22 protein-coding genes are annotated in these 20,874 nt (G+C 71.0%); 10 read left to right on the top strand and 12 right to left on the bottom strand.

From position 1 onward, the window contains the following. Positions 1 to 97: 97 nt before the first annotated feature. Positions 98 to 1,276, top strand: a complete 1,179-nt coding sequence (locus ACFV9W_RS34890; protein WP_385769294.1) for a PucR family transcriptional regulator — start codon at positions 98 to 100, stop codon at positions 1,274 to 1,276. Between the two features lie 14 nt (positions 1,277 to 1,290). Here the strand turns inward: ACFV9W_RS34890 and ACFV9W_RS34885 are convergent, their stop codons facing one another. Beyond that, positions 1,291 to 2,241 carry a hypothetical protein gene (locus ACFV9W_RS34885; RefSeq protein ID WP_385769292.1) on the bottom strand — a complete coding sequence of 317 codons (951 nt, stop codon included), beginning with the start codon at positions 2,239 to 2,241 and terminating at the stop codon, positions 1,291 to 1,293. A 79-nt stretch (positions 2,242 to 2,320) separates the two neighbouring features. Here ACFV9W_RS34885 and ACFV9W_RS34880 point away from each other — a divergent pair, with 79 nt between their 5' ends. Both ACFV9W_RS34880 and ACFV9W_RS34875 read left to right on the top strand, forming a co-directional pair. Then, entirely contained in the window at positions 2,321 to 2,515 is a 195-nt protein-coding gene (locus ACFV9W_RS34880; protein WP_385769290.1) for a DUF3046 domain-containing protein, read from the top strand. Between the two features lie 57 nt (positions 2,516 to 2,572). Beyond that, positions 2,573 to 3,799 carry an AI-2E family transporter gene (locus ACFV9W_RS34875; RefSeq protein WP_385769288.1) on the top strand — a complete coding sequence of 409 codons (1,227 nt, stop codon included), beginning with the start codon at positions 2,573 to 2,575 and terminating at the stop codon, positions 3,797 to 3,799. A 6-nt stretch (positions 3,800 to 3,805) separates the two neighbouring features. Here ACFV9W_RS34875 and ACFV9W_RS34870 read toward each other — a convergent pair whose 3' ends face one another. Both ACFV9W_RS34870 and ACFV9W_RS34865 read right to left on the bottom strand, forming a co-directional pair. Continuing rightward, entirely contained in the window at positions 3,806 to 4,573 is a 768-nt protein-coding gene (locus ACFV9W_RS34870) for a hypothetical protein (protein WP_385769286.1), read from the bottom strand. An 83-nt stretch (positions 4,574 to 4,656) separates the two neighbouring features. After that, positions 4,657 to 5,577: an aminoglycoside phosphotransferase family protein gene (locus ACFV9W_RS34865; RefSeq protein ID WP_385769284.1), complete on the bottom strand. Its 921-nt coding sequence runs from the start codon at positions 5,575 to 5,577 to the stop codon at positions 4,657 to 4,659. A gap of 243 nt (positions 5,578 to 5,820) precedes the next feature. Between ACFV9W_RS34865 and recA the strand changes: the two genes are divergently transcribed. Together recA and recX are read left to right on the top strand one after the other, a co-directional pair. Then, positions 5,821 to 6,942, top strand: coding sequence for a recombinase RecA (recA, locus tag ACFV9W_RS34860; RefSeq protein ID WP_385769282.1), 1,122 nt, complete (start codon positions 5,821 to 5,823; stop codon positions 6,940 to 6,942). A gap of 6 nt (positions 6,943 to 6,948) precedes the next feature. After that, positions 6,949 to 7,728 carry a recombination regulator RecX gene (gene recX / locus ACFV9W_RS34855; protein WP_385769280.1) on the top strand — a complete coding sequence of 260 codons (780 nt, stop codon included), beginning with the start codon at positions 6,949 to 6,951 and terminating at the stop codon, positions 7,726 to 7,728. Between the two features lie 134 nt (positions 7,729 to 7,862). On the opposite strand, the gene ACFV9W_RS34850 is transcribed toward recX, so the two are convergent. The 8 genes from ACFV9W_RS34850 to ACFV9W_RS34815 form a co-directional block, all read right to left on the bottom strand. Then, a complete protein-coding gene (locus ACFV9W_RS34850; RefSeq protein ID WP_385769278.1) occupies positions 7,863 to 8,267 on the bottom strand; it encodes a rhodanese-like domain-containing protein in 405 nt (134 codons plus the stop codon). Next, positions 8,264 to 8,848 carry a cysteine dioxygenase gene (locus ACFV9W_RS34845; protein ID WP_385769276.1) on the bottom strand — a complete coding sequence of 195 codons (585 nt, stop codon included), beginning with the start codon at positions 8,846 to 8,848 and terminating at the stop codon, positions 8,264 to 8,266. Before ACFV9W_RS34845 ends, ACFV9W_RS34850 begins: the two co-directional genes overlap by 4 nt. 90 nt (positions 8,849 to 8,938) lie before the next feature. Continuing rightward, positions 8,939 to 9,028, bottom strand: coding sequence for a putative leader peptide (locus ACFV9W_RS34840; protein ID WP_385769274.1), 90 nt, complete (start codon positions 9,026 to 9,028; stop codon positions 8,939 to 8,941). A 60-nt stretch (positions 9,029 to 9,088) separates the two neighbouring features. Beyond that, positions 9,089 to 10,792 carry an FAD-dependent monooxygenase gene (locus tag ACFV9W_RS34835; RefSeq protein ID WP_385769272.1) on the bottom strand — a complete coding sequence of 568 codons (1,704 nt, stop codon included), beginning with the start codon at positions 10,790 to 10,792 and terminating at the stop codon, positions 9,089 to 9,091. Positions 10,793 to 11,004: 212 nt separating this feature from the next. Then, positions 11,005 to 12,015: an amino acid ABC transporter permease gene (locus ACFV9W_RS34830; protein ID WP_385769270.1), complete on the bottom strand. Its 1,011-nt coding sequence runs from the start codon at positions 12,013 to 12,015 to the stop codon at positions 11,005 to 11,007. Next, positions 12,012 to 12,659: an amino acid ABC transporter permease gene (locus ACFV9W_RS34825; protein WP_385769268.1), complete on the bottom strand. Its 648-nt coding sequence runs from the start codon at positions 12,657 to 12,659 to the stop codon at positions 12,012 to 12,014. Before ACFV9W_RS34825 ends, ACFV9W_RS34830 begins: the two co-directional genes overlap by 4 nt. Positions 12,660 to 12,802: 143 nt before the next feature. After that, positions 12,803 to 13,723 carry a glutamate ABC transporter substrate-binding protein gene (locus ACFV9W_RS34820; protein ID WP_385769266.1) on the bottom strand — a complete coding sequence of 307 codons (921 nt, stop codon included), beginning with the start codon at positions 13,721 to 13,723 and terminating at the stop codon, positions 12,803 to 12,805. Between the two features lie 91 nt (positions 13,724 to 13,814). After that, positions 13,815 to 14,594: an amino acid ABC transporter ATP-binding protein gene (locus ACFV9W_RS34815; RefSeq protein ID WP_326021164.1), complete on the bottom strand. Its 780-nt coding sequence runs from the start codon at positions 14,592 to 14,594 to the stop codon at positions 13,815 to 13,817. A gap of 247 nt (positions 14,595 to 14,841) precedes the next feature. Between ACFV9W_RS34815 and ACFV9W_RS34810 the strand changes: the two genes are divergently transcribed. Both ACFV9W_RS34810 and ACFV9W_RS34805 read left to right on the top strand, forming a co-directional pair. Continuing rightward, complete coding sequence (locus tag ACFV9W_RS34810) at positions 14,842 to 15,528, top strand: response regulator transcription factor (RefSeq protein WP_385769263.1); 687 nt, start codon at positions 14,842 to 14,844, stop codon at positions 15,526 to 15,528. 21 nt (positions 15,529 to 15,549) lie between these two features. Beyond that, positions 15,550 to 17,064 carry a sensor histidine kinase gene (locus ACFV9W_RS34805; protein WP_385769261.1) on the top strand — a complete coding sequence of 505 codons (1,515 nt, stop codon included), beginning with the start codon at positions 15,550 to 15,552 and terminating at the stop codon, positions 17,062 to 17,064. Here ACFV9W_RS34805 and ACFV9W_RS34800 read toward each other — a convergent pair. Then, positions 17,043 to 18,038 (bottom strand): TAXI family TRAP transporter solute-binding subunit, encoded by a 996-nt coding sequence (locus ACFV9W_RS34800; protein WP_385769259.1) that lies wholly within the window; start codon positions 18,036 to 18,038, stop codon positions 17,043 to 17,045. The two genes, ACFV9W_RS34805 and ACFV9W_RS34800, sit on opposite strands and share 22 nt — an antisense overlap. A 145-nt stretch (positions 18,039 to 18,183) precedes the next feature. Between ACFV9W_RS34800 and miaB the strand changes: the two genes are divergently transcribed. From miaB to ACFV9W_RS34785, 3 genes are read left to right on the top strand one after another with little or no spacing between them, the layout of a single operon-like run. Further along, the gene (gene miaB, locus ACFV9W_RS34795; protein WP_385769257.1) at positions 18,184 to 19,707 is read left to right on the top strand and encodes a tRNA (N6-isopentenyl adenosine(37)-C2)-methylthiotransferase MiaB; all 1,524 of its coding nucleotides are present in this window, start codon (positions 18,184 to 18,186) and stop codon (positions 19,705 to 19,707) included. 22 nt (positions 19,708 to 19,729) lie between these two features. Then, the gene (locus ACFV9W_RS34790) at positions 19,730 to 20,125 is read left to right on the top strand and encodes a hypothetical protein (protein WP_385769256.1); all 396 of its coding nucleotides are present in this window, start codon (positions 19,730 to 19,732) and stop codon (positions 20,123 to 20,125) included. 10 nt (positions 20,126 to 20,135) lie between these two features. Beyond that, entirely contained in the window at positions 20,136 to 20,822 is a 687-nt protein-coding gene (locus tag ACFV9W_RS34785) for a class III extradiol dioxygenase subunit B-like domain-containing protein (protein WP_385769254.1), read from the top strand. Positions 20,823 to 20,874 lie beyond the last annotated feature (52 nt).

The raw sequence follows: 20,874 nt of genomic DNA, 5'->3' as shown, positions 1-20,874 counted from the left end.
GGCGGCCCACAACAGCGCTTGCCGTCACATCTCGACCGTCCCGGTGCTGTGACGCGTCACAATGGGGCGTTCAGTAGCCGATGTCGGTGGAGGACCTGTGCCGTTGTCCCCGGAAGCGCGTTCTCTCGCCGCGCGCTGCGAGCCGCGTGTCAACGAACTGGCGCGGCGCATGGCCAGGGAGGCCTTCGAGGAGCTCCCCGGCTACGCGGAGCTGCCGGACGACGTGAAGGACCTGGAGGTCGCGGCGACCGCGCGGTACGGCGTACGGCTGTTCCTGCGCCACGTCGACGACCCGGACGCGCAACGGCCCGGAAGCCACCGGCTGTTCCGCGAGAGGGCCGCTCAGCGCGCCGAGGAGGGCATGCCGCTGCACCTCCTGCTGCGCACCCACGCGCTCGGCTCCTACGTCCTGTGGCGGTCGCTGCGCGAAGCGGCGGGGCCCGGGGACGAGGCGGCCCTCGTCGAACTCGTGGACCTCCTGCTGCGGGCCCAGCCGGACGTCGTCGGCTCGGTCGCCGAGACGTATCTGGACGAGCGGTCCGCCTTGGAGGCGGAGCGGCACGCGCAGCAGAAGTCGCTGGTGCGAGGGCTGCTCGACGGGATGGTCCCGCCCGGACACGTGCTCCTCGACCAGTTCCGGCTCACGGGGCCCGCCCATGTGCTCGTACTCGGCACGGATGCCGTGGCCCCTGAGGAGCCCGTCGCGGTGCGCCGGCGGCTGCGGCGGCTGCAGAGCGTCCTGGACCGCACCTTCGGCGCGAGCGTGCTCACCCTCCTGGAAGGCGACGGGGGGCGGGTCGTCGTCCCGAAGGACTGCCCTCCGCCCGACGATCTGCCGCACCATCTGAGCCGGGCGAGCGGCCTGCCCGTACGGGTGGCCGCCGTGCGGGCGGACAGCCCCGAGCGCATCCCGGACGCGGCCCGCACCGCAACCGAGGTACTGCGCATCACGCGCGCGTGCGGTCTGCCACCGGGGCTGCACCGTCTCGACGACGTGCTCCTCGAGTACCACCTCTCCCGGCGCAACGAGAGCAGCCACCTCATCGCAGCGCTCCTCGACCCTGTCGCCGAACGGCCGGAGCTCCTGGAGACGCTCCGCACGCACCTGAGCCACCAACAGGACCGCAGGGCCACCGCCGAAGCGCTCGGGCTGCACCCGAACACCGTCGACAACCGGCTGGCGAAGATCGCAGAGTGGACCGGCATCGAACTGACGTCACCGCGTGGCACGGCTCTGGCCATCGCGGCGCTGCTCCTGCGCGACGCCGATCACTGAGCGGGACCGCGGCACTACAGAGGACGTCCGTAGGCGCGCAGCGTGCGCAGTGCGTCGATGGTCACCATGGGGCGTGCCTCCATGGAGATCGTCGGTGCCCACTGCTGCCAGTTGATCGGCCAACCACCGTCCTCCTGCTGCTCGCTCACCAGATGGTCGAGCGAACGGGCCATCTCCTCGTCGGTGAACCAGGAGCGGGCCAGCGACTCGGGCGCCTTGGCGAAGTCGTACGGGAAGTGGTGCTCCTCCGGCGCGTAGCCGGGGGCCACCGGGTAGTCCTCCCTGTGCTCCGGGTCGAGCACCGCGAGCCGCTGCTCGCGCACGAGGCGGCCGAGCCGGTCGGCGGCGACCCGCGCGCGCGGGCGGTCGGGTGCGCTGTCCAGGAAGGCGACCGCGGCCTGGACCTCGTACGGGTGGGACGTCTTCAGGGACTCGACGGCCGACCAGCAGAAGTCGGTGGCCCGGAACAGCCAGGCGTTCCACACCTCGTTGCGGTGCAGCAGGCCGACGACGGGTCCGGTGGCCAACAGCTCGCTCGGCGGATCGTCCACCACCGGGACGAACGGGGCACAGGGGTAGCCGCGTTGGCTGGGATGCACCGCCGGAAGCGCGCCTTCCGGTGTGGATACGGCGGTCAGGTAGCGGCACACACGCTCCACGCGCTGACCCGAGCACCGGCCGATCGAGTCGAGGACGCGCAATGCGTGTCCGGTGTGCAGGGGCTGGCTCACCGGGCCGCGCAGGTCCGGTTCGAGGGCGTGTCCGTAGCCCTCGTCCTCGTTGCGGTACGCGGTGAGTGCCGTCTCGACCGCATCGGCCGCCGCGGGGGAGCCGCCCAGGAAGTGATAGGCGAAGCGGCGCTGCTCAAGGACGCGTGCGGTCAGCCAGATGAATGTCTCGGCACGGGACAGCGGGGAGCGTGCCGGGGGCGACGGGGGGAGTGGGGAAGCTCCGGTTTCGGCCATGCACCGACCGTAGGACGGAAAGCGTTCTCGACAAGCCTCCCGGGCACGGCTGCACTCTCAGGGGCGGGATACTGGACGCATGCGGTTGACGGTCTTCTGGCAGCGAATGACGGATCACTTCGGATCCGGTTACGCCGACACGTTCGCGCGTGATCATGTGATGACGGGGCTCGGTGGGCGAACGGTCCACCAGGCGCTCGACGCGGGCTGGGAGGCCAAGGACGTCTGGCGTGTCGTGTGCGCCTCGATGGACGTACCGGACGAGAAGCGCTGAAGAGTGACAGAACGGGGGCGGCCGCCGATTGTCGGCGGCGTGGGCGAGACTGGCAGCGTGGCACCGACAGACGAGACTCTCCAGGTGGCGGACGACGCCGCGCCGCCCGGCACGACGCCGCCAGAGCGGCCGCCGGGCTCGGCGCCGACCCCGCGCGAGAGGATGCCGCGCTGGCTGCCGCGCGCCATGGTGCTCGCTCTGGCACTCATCGCCTGCTTTCAGCTCGGCTACTGGGCCTTCCACCAGCTGATCGGGCTGTTGATCAACGTACTGATCGCGTTCTTCCTGGCGCTCGCCGTGGAGCCCGCGGTCAGCAGGATGGCGGCGCGCGGGCTGCGCAGGGGCTTCGCCACCTTCCTGATGTTCCTCGCGGTGACGGCCGTGAGCGTGGGCTTCGTCGTGCTCCTCGGGTCGATGCTCGCGGGCCAGATCGTGGACATGTTCGACGACTTCCCGAAGTACCTCGACCAGCTCATCAGCTGGGTCAACGACACATTCCACACGGACCTCAACAGGGTCGAGGTCCAGGACAGCCTGCTGCACTCCGACTGGCTCCAGAAGTACGTCCAGAACAGTGCCACCGGCGTCCTGGACGTCTCCACGCAGGTGCTCGGCGGGCTGTTCCAGCTCCTGACGGTCCTGCTGTTCTCCTTCTACTTCGCCGCCGACGGCCCGCGCCTGCGGCGTGCCCTGTGCTCGGTCCTGCCGCCCGCGAAGCAGGCCGAGGTGCTGCGCGCCTGGGAGATCGCCGTCGACAAGACCGGCGGGTACCTCTACTCGCGCGGCCTCATGGCGCTCATCTCGGGGATCGCGCACTACATCCTGCTCGCGGCGCTCGACGTCCCGTACGCGCCCGTACTCGCCGTGTGGGTGGGGCTCGTCTCGCAGTTCATCCCGACCATCGGCACATATCTGGCGGGCGCCCTGCCGATGCTGATCGCCTTCACCGTGGACCCCTGGTACGCGTTGTGGGTGTTCGGCTTCGTGGTCGTGTACCAGCAGTTCGAGAACTATGTGCTGCAGCCGAAGCTGACCGCGAAGACCGTGGACATCCACCCGGCGGTCGCCTTCGGTTCGGTCATCGCGGGCACCGCGCTGCTGGGGGCTGTCGGCGCCCTGATCTCGATTCCCGCCGTCGCGACGCTGCAGGCGTTCCTGGGGGCGTATGTGAAGCGCTACGACGTCACCGACGACCCGCGCGTGCACGGGCACCGCAGACGAGGGGCATCCGTCTGGGCGCGGATGAGACGCGTCGTGAAGGAGCCGGACTCCGGGGAGCGGTAGCGCGCTTCAGTACGTGCGGGCCGCCCACGCAGCGGCCGCGAGAACGGCGGCCGCGTAGCAGCCGACCGCCGCGTACATGACGCGCAGTCTGCGGCGCTCGCTCCAGGCCGTGCGGGACATCAGCCAGGCCAGAGCCGGGAGCACCAGCACGGCGTGCAGGCTGACGCCGTGCAGTGGCTTGAGCGCGGCAGTCGAGGCGTAGGCCGCCTCCTGGTGGCCGGTCCGCGTCAGGAAGACCCCGCGCGCGATCATCGCCGCGCCGGACGCGAGGGCCACCAGGAGGACGGCGAACCCGCTGCGCACGGCGAGAGCCATCCCCGCAGGGCCGCCCGGGCCGTTCCTGAAGGACGCGACGGCGAAGGTCGTCAGGAGTGCCACCAGGATGCCGCCGCCCACCGCGAGCGACATGGAGACGGCGCTGTCGAACGTGGTCTCCATGTCGAGGTGCGACGGCACCCTGCGCCACGCCTGAAGCGTGATGCCGGCGACCTCCAGGACGCAGTCCGCGGCGAACACCACGAGCAGGGCGGTGCGCAGCCGGGCGCCGACCTTGAGGTACGAGGTCACCCACGTGATGGCCATGAGTGTCAGGCCGAAGGAGAGCCCGAAGGTGATGGGCTTGCGCCACGAGACAGGCCCGTACCAGGGGCCGCCGTCGACTCCGAGGACGACGAGGTGCACGAGGCCGGACGCGACCAGAGCGGCGCCGGTCGCGTAGCAAAGGCGCTCGGCGGCGGGGCGGCTGATCGGGGCTTGGTTCGCGCGGGTGGCCATGGGGACAAGGCTCGCCACATGAGCCCCTGGGGTCGTCGTCCGGCTGAAGACACCCGCCGTACGACGCGGGGAGTACGCCTGTGTCAGTGCGCGGCCGACGCGACGAGGCGGCGCAGTGAGGCGTGTCCGGGCGGCCCCCAGGAGGGCTTGCCGCCGGGGCGGCCGTGGTCTCCGGCGTGCCCGATGAGGATGCAGACCAGGGCCTTCGTCACGGCCCAGCCGCGGGCGCGGCGCAGGGTGGCGGCGTCGGGGGCCGGACGGTAGGCGCTGTGGAAGCGCTCGGTGGCGCCGTCCGGCAGCAGCAGCCAAGCGGCGGCGAGGTCGCAGGCCGGATCGCCCGCGCAGAGATCACCGAAGTCGATCACGCCGCAGAACGCGCCGTCCGCGGTGAGGACGTTGGCCGGATGCAGATCGGCGTGGAGCCACAGCGGCGGCCCCGACCACTCCGGCGCGGCGGCGGCGTCGTCCCAGATCGCGCGGACCGCGTCCGGATCGGGGACCAGGCCGTACTCGGTGGCCTCAGCGAGTTGCTGGGCGAAGCCCTCGGTGTGCTCGGCCAGTGGCCCCCCACGGCCGCGGTCGTGGCCGTTCGGCGCCCCCTCGGGGGCCGGCCGGTGCAGAGCGCTCAGGAAGGCGGCCAAGGCGTCGGCCGATCCGGCGGAGGTGACAGGGGCCCGGTCGGCGGGCGTGCCCGGCACCCAGGTGGTGACGATCCAGGGGCGGGGAAACCGCTCGGAGGGCTCACCGAGGCGCTGGGGGACAGGGACGGCCAGGGGGAGATCCGCGGCGAGAGAGGGCAGCCACGCGTGCTCCTTGCGCAGCAGGGCGTCCGCCGACTCGGTGGCCCAGGGCAGCCGGACGGCGAGGTCGTCGCCGAGCCGCCACAGCTGGTTGTCCCAGCCGCGGGCGCCGAGTCTCACGGGACGGTCGGCCAGGTCGGGGTGCTGTTCGTGGAGCAGCTCTTGGACCAGTTCTGCGGTGATCTCGGTCGCTGTGTGGGTCATGCGGAGCCACGGTAGCCGAGGAGCGCCGACCCGCGTGGCGCGCTTGACACCAAAATCGAACATCCATTCTTATGGAATGTCCAGAGCCACTTTTCCCAGTGTTTCCAAGGGATTCGGGGAGGGTGGCCGGGCGAAGGGCCTCGAGTTATCCACAGGCGAGACAGGCGTCGAGGCCGATTGTCAGTGGCAGGCGTTAGCGTCTTTGGCGTGAAGCGATCGACTCAAGCAAACCGGGTGGAACCCATGGCAGGAACCGACCGCGAGAAGGCGCTCGACGCCGCGCTCGCGCAGATTGAACGGCAATTCGGCAAGGGCGCAGTGATGCGCATGGGCGAGCGGCCGAATGAGCCCATCGAGGTCATCCCCACCGGGTCGACCGCGCTCGACGTCGCGCTCGGCGTCGGCGGCATTCCGCGTGGCCGTGTGGTGGAGGTGTACGGGCCGGAGTCCTCCGGTAAGACGACCCTGACCCTGCACGCCGTGGCCAACGCGCAGAAGGCCGGCGGCCAGGTGGCCTTCGTGGACGCCGAGCACGCGCTCGACCCCGAGTACGCCAAGAAGCTCGGCGTCGACATCGACAACCTGATCCTGTCCCAGCCGGACAACGGCGAGCAGGCTCTCGAGATCGTCGACATGCTGGTCCGCTCCGGCGCCCTCGACCTGATCGTCATCGACTCCGTCGCCGCGCTCGTGCCGCGCGCGGAGATCGAGGGCGAGATGGGTGACTCGCACGTGGGTCTGCAGGCCCGCCTGATGAGCCAGGCGCTCCGGAAGATCACCAGCGCGCTCAACCAGTCCAAGACCACCGCGATCTTCATCAACCAGCTGCGCGAGAAGATCGGCGTCATGTTCGGCTCGCCCGAGACCACGACCGGTGGCCGCGCGCTGAAGTTCTACGCCTCGGTGCGTATCGACATCCGCCGTATCGAGACCCTTAAGGACGGCACGGACGCGGTCGGCAACCGCACCCGCGTCAAGGTCGTCAAGAACAAGGTCGCGCCGCCCTTCAAGCAGGCCGAGTTCGACATCCTCTACGGGCAGGGCATCTCCCGCGAGGGCGGCCTGATCGACATGGGCGTGGAGCACGGCTTCGTCCGCAAGGCCGGCGCCTGGTACACGTACGAGGGCGACCAGCTCGGCCAGGGCAAGGAGAACGCGCGCAACTTCCTGAAGGACAACCCCGACCTGGCCAACGAGATCGAGAAGAAGATCAAGGAGAAGCTGGGCGTCGGCGTCCGTCCGGAGGAGCCGGGCAGCGAGCCGAGCGCGGACGCGGCGGCGGAGGCAGCCCCTGCCGAGGATGCGGCCAAGACGGTGCCCGCGCCCAAGGCGGCCAAGTCCAAGGCCGCGGCGGCCAAGAGCTAGTCCGCCGTGACACGACGAACCGACTGGGCCGATGACGACGTGCGCTTCGCCGTTCCCGAGGACCGGGGGAGCGGGGGCGGCGGGGCGTACGACGACGCGGCGTACGGCGAGGCCGGGGACGACGTAGAAGCGGGAAGCGGCGCGGCGGACGGGCCGCGCCGTGGTGGGCGCAAGCGGGGCGGAGCCGGGCCGCGCGGGCGTCGGCGCCGGGGCGGATTCGGGGATCCGTCCGGCGCCGAGGAGGACGACGGCTCCTCCGGCTCGTCGAGGGCCGAGCGGGGGGCGCCGTCAGGAGACCCGGCTGAGCGGGCGCGGAACATCTGTCTGCGCCTGCTCACCGGGACTCCGCGCACGCGCAAGCAGTTGGCCGACGCGCTGCACAAGCGCGAGATCCCCGACGACGTGGCGGACGAGGTGCTCACCCGGTTCGAAGAGGTGGGGCTGATCAACGACAGCGCCTTCGCGGACGCGTGGGTGGAGTCGCGGCACCACGGCCGGGGGCTTGCCCGCCGGGCGCTCGCCCGTGAGCTGCGGACCAAGGGCGTGGACTCGACGGTGATCGACGAGGCGGTCGGCCAGCTCGACTCCGAGCGGGAGGAGGAGACCGCGCGCGAACTCGTGGCGCGCAAGCTCCGTTCCACGCGGGGCCTCGAGCGGGACAAGAGGCTGCGCCGCCTCGCGGGGATGCTCGCCCGCAAGGGCTATCCGGAGGGCATGGCGCTGCGAGTGGTGCGGCAGGCGCTGGAGGAAGAGGGGGAGGAAACCGAGGACTTGGGGTTCGAGTAACGACTCCGTGGGTGCCGACTCCGCGGGTGCCAGGTGCCAGGTGCCAGGTGCCAGGTGCCAGGTGCCAGGTGCCGGGTGCCGGGTGCCGGGGGCGCGCCGCGCTCTCGCACCCCCGGACCGCCAGGCCCGGCCCTCTACGCCTCCGTGACCGGCAGCCCCGCCGCTCGCCACGCCTGGAAGCCGCCGACCAGGTCCGTCGCGCGGTGCAGGCCCAGTTGGTGCAGGGAGGCGGCGGCGAGAGACGACGCGTAGCCCTCGTTGCAGACGACCACGACACGCAGGTCGTGACCGGTGGCCTCCGGGGCGCGGTGGCTGCCACGGGGGTCGAGGCGCCACTCCAGTTCGTTGCGCTCGACCACGAGCGCGCCGGGGATCAGGCCGTCGCGCTCCCGCAGCGCCGCGTACCGGATGTCGACCAGGAGCGCCTCGCCGTGGGACGCCGCGTCGAACGCGTCCCGCGCCTCGACCCGGTCGAGACCGGAGCGCACCCGCTCCAGGTGGTCGTCGATGCCCACCGGACGTGGGCCGGGCGCGCTCACTGCCAGTCCTCCGGGCGCTCCACCGACTCCAGGCGCAGCACCGGGCCGGTGCGGCTGTAGCGCCGGATCCGGGGCAGTGGCGGGTAGTAGGCGTGGACCGAGACGGCGTGTTCGGTGGGGGACTCGTTGAGGACCTCGTGCACATGGTGCCGGCCGAAGGCGCGTCCCTCACCCGCCGTCAACTTCCGTTCTCTGTCGACGTCTTCGGAGAGCTCCAGGGTCTTCCACCCGTCGGTGGGAAGGCGGGCGGCGAGCGAGTTCTCCGTGAGGGCGCCGCCCGCGGTCAGGAAGGCGCCCACGGACTCGGCATGGTCGTGCCAGCCCGTGCCGGTGCCCGGAGGCCAGCCGATGAGCCAGGCCTCGCTGCCGTCGGGGCCTTCGAGCCGCAGCCAGGTGCGGCCCTCCGGGTCGAGCGGGAGCGAGGCGATCAGGTCGCGGTCCTCGGCGACGCGGCGGACGAATGCGAGAAGGTCGGCCTGCGTGGGCGCGGCCGACGACGTACGGGAGGAAGCCGTAGGAGAGGAGTCCGTACGGGAGTGCGCAGCGGATTGCGCGGGGGCGGATTGCGTGAAACTGGACACCAGTACCGTCCTGAGAGTTCGCGAGCAGCACGCGCCGCCGGAACGCCGGACGGCGGGGGCGCGTGAAAGGAAGGAATGCGAAGTGCGAATTCAGCAGGAGGGGTGACACACGCAGCCCGCGTAGCGGACGAGGTCCATATGGACCCTCCGCCACAGGCGTACATCGGTGTCGACCGTCACGCTCCGGAGTACACCATGGGGGCAGGAGACGGTCAACTCACCGACAGATCAACGAACGGTTCAGCGGCCGGCGCCGCTCTTCACCGGTCCCTTCTCCTCCGCGGGCCTGCCGACGGCCGTGCGCGCGGCTTCGTAGAGCTCCGCCGGGCGTACACCGCTCAGCGCCGTGACCAGATGCCCGTCGGGCCGGATCAGCAGCACCGTGTGCGCCGGGGCCTGCGGGTAACGCTCCGCGACGAGCAGCTCGGCCTCGTGGGGAAGCGCCGCGACGGCTGCCGCGAGCCGTGGCATCAGACCCGCCGACATCCAGTGCTTGCGCTCCCACACCCCGGTCCCGGGGGCGACGAGCACGACGAGCAGCGGCCCGCGGCCGAGCCGGTCCCTCAGGTGCACGAACGAGCCGTCGGGCGCGGTCACTTCGACATCGGCGACCGGCGCGCCGGTCGCCGTGCCCACCTCCACGCGCGACTCCGAGCGCGCGGGCGCGAGTGGTGAGTCGGCGTACGCGCCCGGCGCGCCGAGCGGACCGTGCCCCAAGTGACCATCCGTAAGTAGTGCGTCGTGCCCGCGCGCGGCACCTGGGACGTACGCGCGCAGCCCGCCGCCACCGCGCAGTATCGGCAGCGCCTGGTCGGCGGCGCGCAGCCGCCCGGCCACCACGGCCCGGCGCTCGGCCTGATAGCTGTCGAGCAGCGCGTCGGCGGCGGAGTGCGCCCCGTCGTGCCAGGCCAGCGCGAGCTTCCAGGCGAGGTTGTCGGCGTCGCGCAGCCCCTCGTCAAGGCCCTGCGTGCCGAGCGCGCCCAGCAGGTGCGCCGCGTCCCCCGCGAGGAAGACGCGGCCCACGCGCCAACGGCGGGCGAGCCGGTGGTGGACCGTATGGACTCCGGTGTCGAGCAGTTCGTACGGCGGGGTGGAGCCTGCGCACCAGCCCGCGAGGGTCTCCCGGATGCGAGTGACCAGGGCATCCGGGGTGACCAGGTCGCTGCGGGGCGGCAGCAGCCAGTCCAGGCGCCAGACGCCGTCGGCCAGGGGGCGGCCGACGACCTCCGAGCCCGAGCGGCCCGAGGCCCGCCACGGAGGGCTCCGATGGAGCAACGCCTCACCGGGCCATGGAAGTTCCGCGCGCAGCGCGGCGACCGCGTGTCGTTCGACGGCGGTGCGGCCGGGGAAGCGGATGTCGAGGAGCTTGCGGACCGTGGAACGCGGCCCGTCGCAGCCCACGAGGTAACTGCCGCGCCACCACGTGCCCTTCGGGCCGCGGGTGTGCGCGGTCAGGCCCGTCTTCTCCTCCTCGAGCGAATCGAGGCGGCTGTCGACGGCGACCTTGATGAGCCGCTCGGCGGCGACGGCCTTGCGCAGTGCATCGGTCAGGTCGTGCTGGGCGATGTGCAGCGGAGCGGGCAGCGATTCACCGGGCGCCCCCGGCCCGCCGGGCGACACCGACCCACCGGGTGACCCCGGTCCACCGGATGCACCCCGCTCACTCTCCGCGTTCTGCTCACCGAAGGTGAGCACACCCATCACTTGCTTGCGGCGCATGGAGCGCCAGCCCGTCCAGCGCGCGCCGATCCCCTCGAACGACGTACCCGCCAGCCGCTCGACGAGCGCCGCGGTGTCCTCGCGCAGCACCACCGTGCGAGCGGGCCGCTGTTCGTCCTTGCCGGGACCCTCGTCCAGGAGTACGCAGGGCACGCCCTGCCGGGCGAGGGCGAGGGACAGCGCGAGCCCGACCGGACCCGCGCCGACGACGATCACCGGGTCCACGGCGCGGCCCCTCCCGCCCCGAGAGGCCCGCCGGGAAGTGCCCCGTGCCAGGGCACGGGCGGCGTACTGGACGTACAAAGAGGGGCAGTTGGAGCGGGGTGCGCGTTCACAGAGCGTATGCAACCCATTGCCGGTGCTTGCGTCAAGTGACGGCGGCAGTGGCGATCACGCCACTGCCGCCGTGCAGCTCGGGCCCCGCGCCCGGGGTCGGGTCAACTCCTCGGCGAACCGGGTCCTTCGGATCGGTCATCGGTCGCCGACGGATCAGCGGTCGGCTCGGTGGTCGCCTCGGCAGCCCCGGCGCCGTGGCCGGCCCCGCCGGGCAGGTCCGCGGCGTCCTTCAGGCCACCCTCGCCGACGGGCTCGGCGGCAGCGGCCACCTTGATGCCGGTCTTGGCGCGGCGGCCGCGGCGCTCGATCCAGTTGGCGAGCGCGGACAGGGCCAGACACATCAGGACGTAGATCGTGCCGGTCACGATGAGTACCGGAACGTACGGGTATTCGCCGTCGACCAGCGTGTTGTTGGCCAGCTTGCGGGCCGCGTACAGCAGCTCCGCGTACGTGATGATGTAGCCGAGCGAGGTGTCCTTGAGGGTGACCACGAGCTGGCTGATAATCGTCGGCAGCATCGAGCGGATGGCCTGCGGCAGCAGCAGCATGGTCATCACTTGATACTTGCGCAGGCCCAGCGCGTACGCCGCCTCGACCTGGCCGCGCGGTACGGCCTGGAAGCCGGCCCGCAGCACCTCCGCCTGCACCGAGCTGTTGTAGACCGTCAGGCCGATCACGAGCGCCCAGAAGGCGTTGTTCTCGCCGATGACGCCCAGGTCGCTCTTGTAGGTGAGGAAAAGAACCCACAGGGCGTAAATGGTGATCAGCAGCGGGATGGCGCGGAACAGCTCGATGAAGCCGGTGGCGAACCAGCGGATCGGCCGGTGGTCCGAGTAGCGGGCCACCGCCAGGACGACGCCGAACACCAGGGAGAGCGCGCCCGCGGCGGCGAAGACCTTCAGGGTGGTCAGGATGCCGTCACGGATCGCCGCGCGGACATTGGCGTAGTTGAAGATGTCCCACTTGGCGGTGGCGAACTGGTCCTTGGACGCGAGCTGCGCGATCACGAAGACGATGAGGCCGACGACCGCGAGCGTACCGACGACGGTGTAGATCCGGTTGCGCGTACGGGCCTTGGGGCCCGGGGCGTCGTAGAGAACGCTGGCACTCATCGGGCGACCTCCAGGGTCCTCTCGAGCACCCGGAACAAGATGCTGATGGCGAAGGTGATGACCAGGTAGCCGAGTGCCACCCACAGGAAGACCCAGGCGATCGGGTACCCCTGGTCGCTCAACAGCTTCTGCCAGCCGAACAGTTCGGTGACGCTGAAGGCGCCCGCGATGGCCGAGTTCTTGGTCAGCGCGATGAAGATGGAGCTCAGCGGCGGCAGCACGGTGCGCACCGCCTGCGGCAGGATGATCAGGCCGAGCGTCTGGAAGAACGACATGCCGATCGAGCGCGCCGCCTCGGCCTGCCCGAGCGGCACGGTGCTGATGCCGGAGCGCACGGCCTCGCACACGAACGACGAGGTGTAGCAGCTCAGCACGATCAGGGCCTTGACCCACGGGCTGAAGCCGAAGTCGAGGACCTGGGGCACCGCGAACCAGATGACGAGGAACAGCAGCGTCAGCGGGGTGTTGCGGAACAGCGTGACCCAGGCGGTGCCGAAGTACCGCAGGGGCGGTACGGGCGAGACCCGGAAACCGGCGAGGATCGTGCCCAGCAGCATCGCGAGGAGGCCACTGGCCAGGGTCAGGCCTATGGTGCCGAGGAATCCCTCGCGGAATTCCGAAAGGTGGTCGAGCAGTACATTCACGGGGAGTTCCTCGTGGGGCGGCAGCGGTCGGGCAGGGGGAGCCGCGCCCTGTACGCCGAAGCGGCGTACAGGGACACGGTCAACTCACTGCCTGCGAGAGACAGGCGGCTGGACGCTCAGGAGTGCCGAACGCTCAGCAGCGCTCAGTAGCGCTCCAGGGCCGGCGGCTCGGTGTACTCGGCGCCGGAGAGGCCGAGCGTCGCGTCGTACGCCTTCTTGTAGTCGCCGTTCTTCACGTGCGCCTCCAGGGCGTCGGAGACCGCGTCGCGCAGGGCCTTGTCGTCCTTGCCCATGCCCACGCCGTACGGCTCCTCGGTGAAGGGCTTGCCGACGACCTTGAGCTTCTTCGGGTTCTGCGCGGCGTAGCCCTTCAGGATCGCGTCGTCGGTGGTGACGGCGTCGACCTCGTTGTTGAGCAGCTGCTGCACGCACTCGGAGTACTTCGCCAGCTCGACGGTCTCGGCGCCGTACTTGGGCTTCTTGATCTCCTGCAGCGGGGTCGAACCCTTGATGGAGCAGACCTTCTTGCCCTTCAGGGAGGTCGGGCCCGTGATGCCCTTCTCGTCGCTGCGGATGAGGAGGTCGGCGCCGGCCATCATGTACGGGCCCGCGAAGCCGACCTGCTTCTTGCGCTCGTCGTTGATCGTGTACGTGCCTACGTAGAGGTCGACATCGCCCTTGGAGATGGTGGTCTCGCGGACGCCGGAGTCGATCGTCTTGAACGTGATCTGGTCGGCCTTGAAGCCGAGGTCGGCGGCGACCATCTTGGCGATCTCGATGTCGAAGCCGGAGCGCTTGCCGCTGGAGTCCTGGAAGCCCAGGTACGGCTGGTCGTCCTTGGAACCAATGACGAGCTTGCCGGCCTTCTGGGCCTTCTCCAGGGTCGCGGAGTCGACCTTCACATCGCTCTTCACCGCGTACGTGGGCAGCTTCGGCTGGTTCTTGCCACCCGAAGCCCCGGCGGGCTTGTCACCGGCGTTGCCGGACTCGCCGCCACAGGCGGTGGCGGTCAGCGCGAGCGCGGCGACGGCGGCGGCCGCTGCGGCGGACTTACGGAGCTTCATGGTGAACATCCTTCGTGTCGGCAGATACGGCAGTAGGGATAAGCAACACGCGCGCGCGGGTCGCCAGTTGCGGCCCGCGCGGGGCGCGCGTCTAGTGGTGCAGGATCTTCGACAGGAAGTCCTTGGCCCGGTCGCTGCGCGGATTGCTGAAGAACTGGTCGGGGACGGCCTCCTCGACGATCCGGCCGTCCGCCATGAAGACGACGCGGTTGGCCGCGGAGCGGGCGAAGCCCATCTCGTGCGTGACCACCACCATCGTCATGCCGTCGCGGGCGAGCTGCTGCATCACTTCCAGGACCTCGTTGATCATCTCCGGGTCGAGCGCCGACGTCGGCTCGTCGAAGAGCATCACCTTCGGGTCCATCGCCAACGCACGCGCGATGGCGACGCGTTGCTGCTGGCCGCCGGAGAGCTGCGCGGGGTACTTGTCGGCCTGTGCGGCGACACCGACCCGGTCGAGGAGCGCACGCGCCTTGTCCTCGGCCGCCTTCTTGTCCGCCTTGCGGACCTTGACCTGCCCCAGCGTCACGTTCTCCAGCACCGTCTTGTGCGCGAAGAGGTTGAACGACTGGAAGACCATCCCCACGTCGGCGCGCAGGCGGGCCAGCTCCTTGCCCTCCTGGGGCAGCGGCTTGCCGTCGATCGTGATGTCGCCGGAATCGACGGTCTCCAGGCGGTTGATCGTGCGGCACAGCGTCGACTTGCCGGAGCCCGACGGGCCGATGACGACGACGACCTCGCCTCGCGCGATGGTCAGGTCGATGTCCTGGAGCACGTGCAACGCGCCGAAGTGCTTGTTGACTCGGCTCAGTGCGACCAGTGCGTCGCCCGCAGGGGGAGTGGCGTCCTTGGTCACCGAAACTTCGGTCATCGGGGTCTTGCTCCGTCCTCCTCGGTTGGGAGGACAGTAGTAACCCCGTACGACCAGCGTCATTACATCTGAGGGGAAATTGAGCATAACGATCCGGCCGCAACCGGACACTATGCGTGAAGGGGGCGCGGGCTGCTCATACCGGCTGCATAACGGAACACGGCCGTAACCGGAAGGCTCTTGACGTCGTCCTTACTTTTCGGAGTGGATGCCTTGGTGAACCGCGCGGGACAGGTGAGGGGGCGTAATGAGACTGCTGCTCGTCGAGGACGACGACCACGTGGCCGGTGCCCTTTCGGCGGTCCTGTCCCGGCACGGCTTCGAGGTGCGGCACGCCCGCAGCGGTGAGGAGGCCCTGCAGGCGCTGGTGCCCGAGGCGGACGCCTTCGGCGTCGTACTGCTCGACCTGGGCCTGCCCGATCTGGACGGCTACGAGGTGTGCGGCCGGATCCGCAAGCGCACCACGACGCCCGTGATCATGGTGACCGCGCGTGCGGACGTACGTTCGCGCATCCATGGGCTCAATCTCGGCGCGGACGACTACGTGGTGAAGCCGTACGACATAGGGGAGCTGCTCGCCCGCATCCACGCGGTGAGCCGCCGCACGGTGCAGGAGGAGCCCGCCGCGGCCGTCGACCACGAGGTGCGGTTCGGGGACGTCAGCATCGATCTGCCCACCCGTAAGGTCGCGGTCGGGGGAGAGGCGGTCCAGCTCACCCGCAAGGAGTTCGACCTGCTCGCGCTCCTGGCGCAGCGCCCGGGCGTCGTCTTCCGCAGGGAGCAGATCATCAGCGAGGTGTGGCGGACCAGTTGGGAGGGCACGGGGCGCACCCTGGAGGTGCATGTCGCCTCGCTGCGCTCCAAGCTGCGCATGCCGACCCTCATCGAGACCGTGCGGGGAGTCGGTTACCGGCTCGTCGCCCCGGCCGCGTAACAGAAGCCGTAGAGTCCTGGCGTGCGCGCCCGCCTGCTTCCGCTGCTCATCGTCCTCATGGCGGGTGTGCTGCTCGCGCTCGGCTTTCCGCTGGCCGTGAGCGTCGCCTCCGCCCAGCAGCAGAAGGTGGTCGTCGACCGCATCGACGACACCGCGCGGTTCGCCTCCCTCGCGCAGTTCGTGGCCACGCGCCCGGACAAGGCCGGCAAGGGCGAGAAGGTGGTGAGCGACGAGCGGCAGCAGACGCTGCGCACCGAACTCGCCCGCTACCACGAGGTGTACGGCATCAAGGCCGGTGTCTTCTACCGGGACGAGGAGCCGATGGGCCGCGCGCCCGAGGACTTCACGGTGCCGCCGCCCGGCTCCGAGGGTGTGCTGCGCGCCGCGTTCGACGAGGCCCTGTACTCGCGCGGCAGCCACGATCCGCCGCAGGTGTGGCCGTGGCAGCGGGGCCGGCTCGTGGTCGCCTCGCCCGTCATCCGGGACGGTGACGTCGTCGCGGTCGTGGTCACCGAGTCGCCGACCGGCGCGATGCGCAGCAAGACGCTGCGCGGCTGGCTGGTCATCGGCGCGGGCGAGGTGGCCGCGATGCTGCTCGCCGTGGGTGCCGCGCTGCGGCTGACCGGCTGGGTGCTCAGGCCCGTACGGGTCCTGGACGCGACGACCCACGACATCGCCACGGGGCGCCTGAAGTCGCGGGTCGCGGCGGCCGGCGGCCCGCCGGAACTCCGGCGCCTGGCCCGGTCGTTCAACGAGATGGCCGACAACGTCGAGGACGTGCTCGAACAGCAGCGCGCCTTCGTCGCCGACGCCTCGCACCAACTGCGCAACCCACTCGCCGCCCTGATGCTGCGCATCGACGTACTGGCGCTCGAACTCCCGGAGGGGAACGAGGAGATCGGGTCCGTTAAGGCCGAGGGCAAGCGTCTCGGCCGGGTTCTCGACGACCTCCTCGACCTGGCCCTGGCCGAGCACGCCGCCGCCGACCTCCAGCTCACCGACATCGGCGAGCTGGCCGCCGAGCGGGTGGAGGCCTGGCGCCCACTGGCGGACGAGAAGGGCGTACGGCTCGTGGCCGACTGCCCCGCCGTCACCGGCTGGGCGGATCCGGTCGCGCTGTCCAGCGCCCTGGACGCCGTGGTCGACAACGCCCTGAAGTTCACGCCCGAGGGCGAACAGGTGACCGTCACGGCCAGGGCCACCGGAGACGCGACGGTGATCGAGGTCGCCGACGGCGGCCCCGGCCTGGGCGAAGAGGAACTCGCCCGGATCGGCGACCGGTTCTGGCGCAGCGGCCGGCACCAGAACATCAAGGGCTCGGGTCTCGGCCTGTCCATCTCGCGGGCCCTGCTGACGGCGGGCGGCGGCTCCCTCGGATACGCGCGGCGGGAACCGTACGGCCTGGAGGTGACGCTGCGGGTGCCCAGGACGGCGCCGGTGCCCGCTCAGGGGGCCGCGGAGCAGGTTCGCGAGGCGAAGGGTACGGAGAGCGGTTCGGGCCGGGAGACGGCCGCTCAGGGCTTGACGGAGCGGTAGTAGCGGCGCGCCCCTTCGTGGAGGGTGAGGGGGTCCGTGTAGACGGCCGTCCTGAGGTCGACGAGCTGCGCCGCGTGCACCTTCGCCCCGATGTGGTCACGGCTGTCGATGACCGTACGGGTGACCGCCTCGGTCAGCTCCGGGTCCACCCGGTCGGTCGTCACCAGCAGGTTCGCCACCGCCAACGTGCTGACGGGTTCGCCCCGTTGGGCCGCCGGGTAGGCGTCGGCGGGCATCACGGCGGCCCGGTAGTAGCGCGAGTAGCCGCCCATGGCGTGCAACTTGTCGACCAGCGAGCCGAGTTCGACGAGCCGGATCGGGGCGTCCTCGGACAGCTTCCGTACGTGGTTGGTGGGCAGGCCCCCCGACCAGAAGAACGCGTCGATCTCGCCGGACTCCAGGGCGCGCGGCATGGCGTCTATGCCGATGCCCACCTCGGTGACGTCCTTGCGGACGTCGAGGCCCGCCGCCTTCAGGATCCGCTCGGCGATCAGCCGTACCCCGGAACTCCGGCCGCCCACCGCCACCCTCATGCCGCGCATGTCGGCGACCTTCTTCACGGAGGAGGACCGCTTCACGACGAGCTGCATGTAGTCGTCGTAGAGGCGGGCGCAGCCGCGCAGGCGTTTCGCGCCGGGCCGGCCCTCGGACTGGTATTTGGCGACGGCGTCCGCCGCGGCGATGGTGAAGTCGGCCTCGCCGGTGGCCACCCGCTCCACGTTCTCCCAGGAGCCCTGGCTGCCCTTGAGCGTGACCCCCAGGTCGGGCAGGTCGCGGTCGACGGCCCGCTCCAGGAGCTTGCCGTACCGCTCGTAGACGCCTGTACGCGCGCCGGTGCTGAAGGTCACCTGGCCGCGGGGCGACTGCTCGCCGAGCGGCAGCAGCCACCACAACAGCAGGCCGAACACCACGAGTCCGGCCGTGGCGCCCAGGAGGGCGCTGCGGCGGGTGACGCGGAGGGTCGGCTGCGGCATGGCGTGATCCTGCCAGTTGGGGGCGCGCGGTGACCAGGTTCGGAACGTCCCCTTGCGGTCACGTTCGGTGACGTGCGCGCCACGGCTTCCGCAGGACGAGGAAGGCGCCACAGAAGCACTCCGGGAACCCCATACCCTTGTTGTCATGAGCAGCAGCGACCCGCGTCCGGCCGTGGACGACCGTTCACCGAAGACATACGAAGTACGCACCTACGGGTGTCAGATGAACGTCCACGACTCCGAGCGCTTGTCGGGTCTCCTGGAGGGCGCCGGTTATGTGCGCGCCCCCGAGGGCTCCGAAGGCGACGCCGACGTCGTGGTCTTCAACACGTGCGCGGTGCGGGAGAACGCTGACAACAAGCTCTACGGCAACCTCGGCCACCTCGCCCCCAAGAAGGCGGAGCGTCCGGGGATGCAGATCGCGGTGGGCGGCTGCCTCGCCCAGAAGGACCGCGACACCATCGTGAAGAAGGCGCCCTGGGTGGACGTCGTCTTCGGCACGCACAACATCGGCAAGCTGCCCGTCCTCCTGGAGCGCGCCCGCGTCCAGGAGGACGCCCAGGTCGAGATCGCCGAGTCCCTGGAGGCGTTCCCCTCCACGCTGCCCACCCGCCGCGAGAGCGCGTACGCGGCCTGGGTGTCGATCTCGGTCGGCTGCAACAACACGTGCACCTTCTGCATCGTCCCGGCGCTGCGCGGCAAGGAGAAGGACCGCAGGACGGGCGACATCCTGGCGGAGATCGAGGCACTGGTCGGCGAGGGTGTCTCCGAGATCACGCTGCTCGGCCAGAACGTGAACGCCTACGGGAGCGACATCGGCGACCGCGAGGCCTTCAGCAAGCTGCTGCGCGCCTGCGGCGGCATCGAGGGCCTGGAGCGCGTGCGCTTCACGTCCCCGCACCCGCGCGACTTCACGGACGACGTGATCGCCGCCATGGCCGAGACCCCGAACGTGATGCCGCAGCTGCACATGCCGCTGCAGTCCGGCTCCGACACGGTCCTGAAGGCGATGCGCCGCTCGTACCGCCAGGAGCGGTTCCTGAACATCATCGAGAAGGTCCGCGCGGCCATGCCGCACGCGGCCATCACGACCGACATCATCGTGGGCTTCCCCGGCGAGACCGAGGAGGACTTCGAGCAGACGATGCACGTCGTGCGCGAGGCCCGCTTCGCGCAGGCCTTCACCTTCCAGTACTCCAAGCGCCCCGGAACGCCGGCCGCCACCATGGAGGGCCAGATCCCCAAGGAGGTCGTGCAGGCCCGCTACGAGCGCCTCGTCGCCCTCCAGGAGGAGATCTCCTGGGAGGAGAACAAGAAGCAGATCGGCCGCACCGTGGACCTCATGGTCGCCGAGGGCGAGGGCCGCAAGAACGGCGCCACCCACCGCCTCTCCGGCCGCGCCCCCGACAACCGTCTCGTGCACTTCACCAAGCCCGAGGCCGAGGTGCGCCCCGGTGACGTCGTGACCGTCGAGATCACGTACGCGGCCCCGCACCACCTGCTCGCCGAGGGCGAGGTCCTCAACGTGCGCCGCACGCGCGCGGGTGACGCGTGGGAGAAGCGCAACCAGGAGGAGCAGGACAAGAAGCAGGGCGTGCTGCTCGGCCTCCCGCAGATCGGCGTTCCCGAGCCGCTGCCGGCCGTGACCGGGGGCTGCGCCGTCGACTGACGCGCCACGACGGGGGGATCGGATGACGCGCTGGGTGATCACACTGGAGTACGGCGCGGGTGAGGGGCACGGCTTCAGCCCGCTCACCCGCTTCGAGTCGAGCCGCGACGAGGCCAGGGCCACCCTGTACCGGTACGCGTGCGAGCACCGGCACAGGCCCGGCCTGCGCCAGCGCGGCCGCGAGGTGTTCCGCGAGCACGACGACGCGTACTACGTCCGGGTCACCGGCGCGATGTCCACGCACGACGTGCGGTACCGCCTCGCCGAGCTGGTCTGGAGCACGGACGACGGCCAGGATCCGGGACCGCCCCGGCCCCCGTCCCAGCTGCGGCGGGACGTCTGGGCCCCGCCGCAGGGCGACACCGCGGCGGAGCCGTCCGACGCCACCCCCGACTACTGGCGGCCGCCCGACGAGTAGGCTGCCGATCATGCTTGTCGCCGCTGCCGTCTGCCCGTGTCCGCCCCTGCTCGTGCCCGAGGTCGCCGCCGGTGCGGCCCCGGAGCTGGACGCCGCGCGGGCGGCCTGCGACGAGGCGATCGCGGCGCTGCTCGCGGCGGAGCCCGACGTGGTGTGGGTCATCGGCGAGGGCCCGCGCACGGGCGTTCACGAGCCGGGCGCACGCGGCTCCTTCCGCCCCTTCGGCGTCGACGTCGACGTGCACCTGGGCGCGGCGCCGTCCGACACCGTCGAGGCGACGCTCCCGCCGTCCCTCTCCGTAGGCGCGTGGCTGCTCGCGCGCGCGGGGTGGACCGGTGCGGTGCGCGGCTACGAGACGGCGGGCGACGGCTCGGCGTTCTCCGGCGCCGCCGACGCCGAGCGGGTGGGCTTCCTCGTCATGGGCGACGGCACGGCCTGCCGCACGCTGAAGGCTCCCGGTTACCTGGACGAGCGCGCCGAGGGCGTGGACGCGGCCGTCGCCGCGGCGCTGCGCGACCTCGATGCCGACGGCACGCTCGCGAACCTGGACCCCGATCTCGCCCGCGAACTGAAGATCTCCGGACGCGCCCCGTGGCAGCTGCTCAGCGCCGCCTGGGACAAGCGGGACGGCACGGGCCGCCTTCTGTACGAGGACGCGCCCTACGGGGTGGGCTACTTCGTGGCTTCCTGGACGTAGCGCTCCACGTCCCACAGACGGCGACGGCCGCGAAGCCCGAGGGGCTCGCGGC

Source organism: Streptomyces sp. NPDC059897 (genome assembly GCF_042730865.1).
Lineage (GTDB): Bacteria > Actinomycetota > Actinomycetes > Streptomycetales > Streptomycetaceae > Streptomyces.
This window is presented reverse-complemented; position numbering and strand designations above follow the sequence as displayed.